Annotated in this window: 1 protein-coding gene; it reads right to left on the bottom strand. The window is 73.1% G+C overall.

Features of this window, described 5'->3' with window-relative positions; translation table 11 throughout:
* A partial coding sequence (locus tag KV557_RS41820; protein WP_218207360.1) for a polyketide synthase dehydratase domain-containing protein occupies nucleotides 1-1,220 on the bottom strand: 1,220 nt, incomplete at both ends.

Genomic DNA, 1,220 nt, shown 5'->3' with positions numbered 1-1,220 from the left:
GACGCAAGCAACGCCGCCACATCCGGGTACGACACCGCGCCCGGCAACTCCTCCCCGAGCACGGCCCACCGACCGTCCGGCACCTCGGACTCGGTGACGACAGCAGGGACCCACTCCACCCCGAACATCGACTCACTTGCGGAACCCGCACCACCCGCCAGGTCCTGGGCCGACGCAGCCCTCAACACCAACGACCCCACGGACGCCACCAACTCGCCCGCAGCGTCGGCCAGCGTCACCGACACGCCGTCACCCGAGGCCGTCGGCGCCACCCGCACCCGCGCCGCCACCGCACCCGACGCGTGCACCACCACGTCACTCCACGCGAACGGCAACGTCAAGCCATCGCCGTCGGCACTCAGACCCGCCACGTGCAGCGCGCTGTCCAGCAGGGCAGGGTGCACCCCGAACCCGGACACCGCCAGGCCCTCGGGCAGCGCCACCTCGGCGAACAGTTCCTCGCCACGCCGCCAGGCCGCACGCATACCCTGGAACACCGGACCGTAGGCGAGGCCGCACTCGGCCAGTGCCGGGTAGAACCCGTCCAGATCCACGGCCTCGGCGCCGGCCGGGGGCCACTCGGTCAGAGCAGTGTCGGCAGTCGAACCGGCCGGCGCCAGCGAGCCCGTCGCATGACGGGTCCACTCCTCCGCGAACGTCGCGTCCTCGGCCTGCGCGTAGACGGCCACCGCACGGCGACCGGACTCGTCCGGCTCGTCCACCGTGACCTGCACCCGCACCGCACCCTGGGCCCGGAGCACCAACGGCGACTCGATCAGCAGCTCTTCGACCCGCCCGCAGCCGGCCTCATCGGCCGCGCGCACCACCATCTCGATCAGCGCAGCTCCGGGCACGACCACCTGGCCGGCGACCACGTGATCGGCCAGCCACGGCTGCCTGGCCAACGACAACCGCCCGGTCAGTACCAGGCCGCCACTCGCCGGCAGCATCACCGCTGCACCCAGCAGCGGGTGGCGCGCCGGAGTCTGGCCCAGCCCGGCCGCGTCCACCGCGACGGAACCGGTCGGCAGCCAGTAGCGCTGCCGCTGGAAGGCGTAGGTGGGCAGGTCGACGCGCTGGGCGCCGGTGTTCCCGTAGATCTTGTCCCAGCCCACGGCCACGCCTCGCACGAACACCTTCGCGAGCGCGGTGAGCAGCGCGCGGGGTTCGTCGCGGCCTCGGCGCAGCAGGGGGAGCCAGACTTCGGTGGCCGCGTCGTC

The sequence above is a fragment of the Kitasatospora aureofaciens genome (assembly GCF_019192735.1).
Classification (GTDB): Bacteria; Actinomycetota; Actinomycetes; order Streptomycetales; family Streptomycetaceae; genus Kitasatospora; species Kitasatospora aureofaciens_A.
This window is presented reverse-complemented; position numbering and strand designations above follow the sequence as displayed.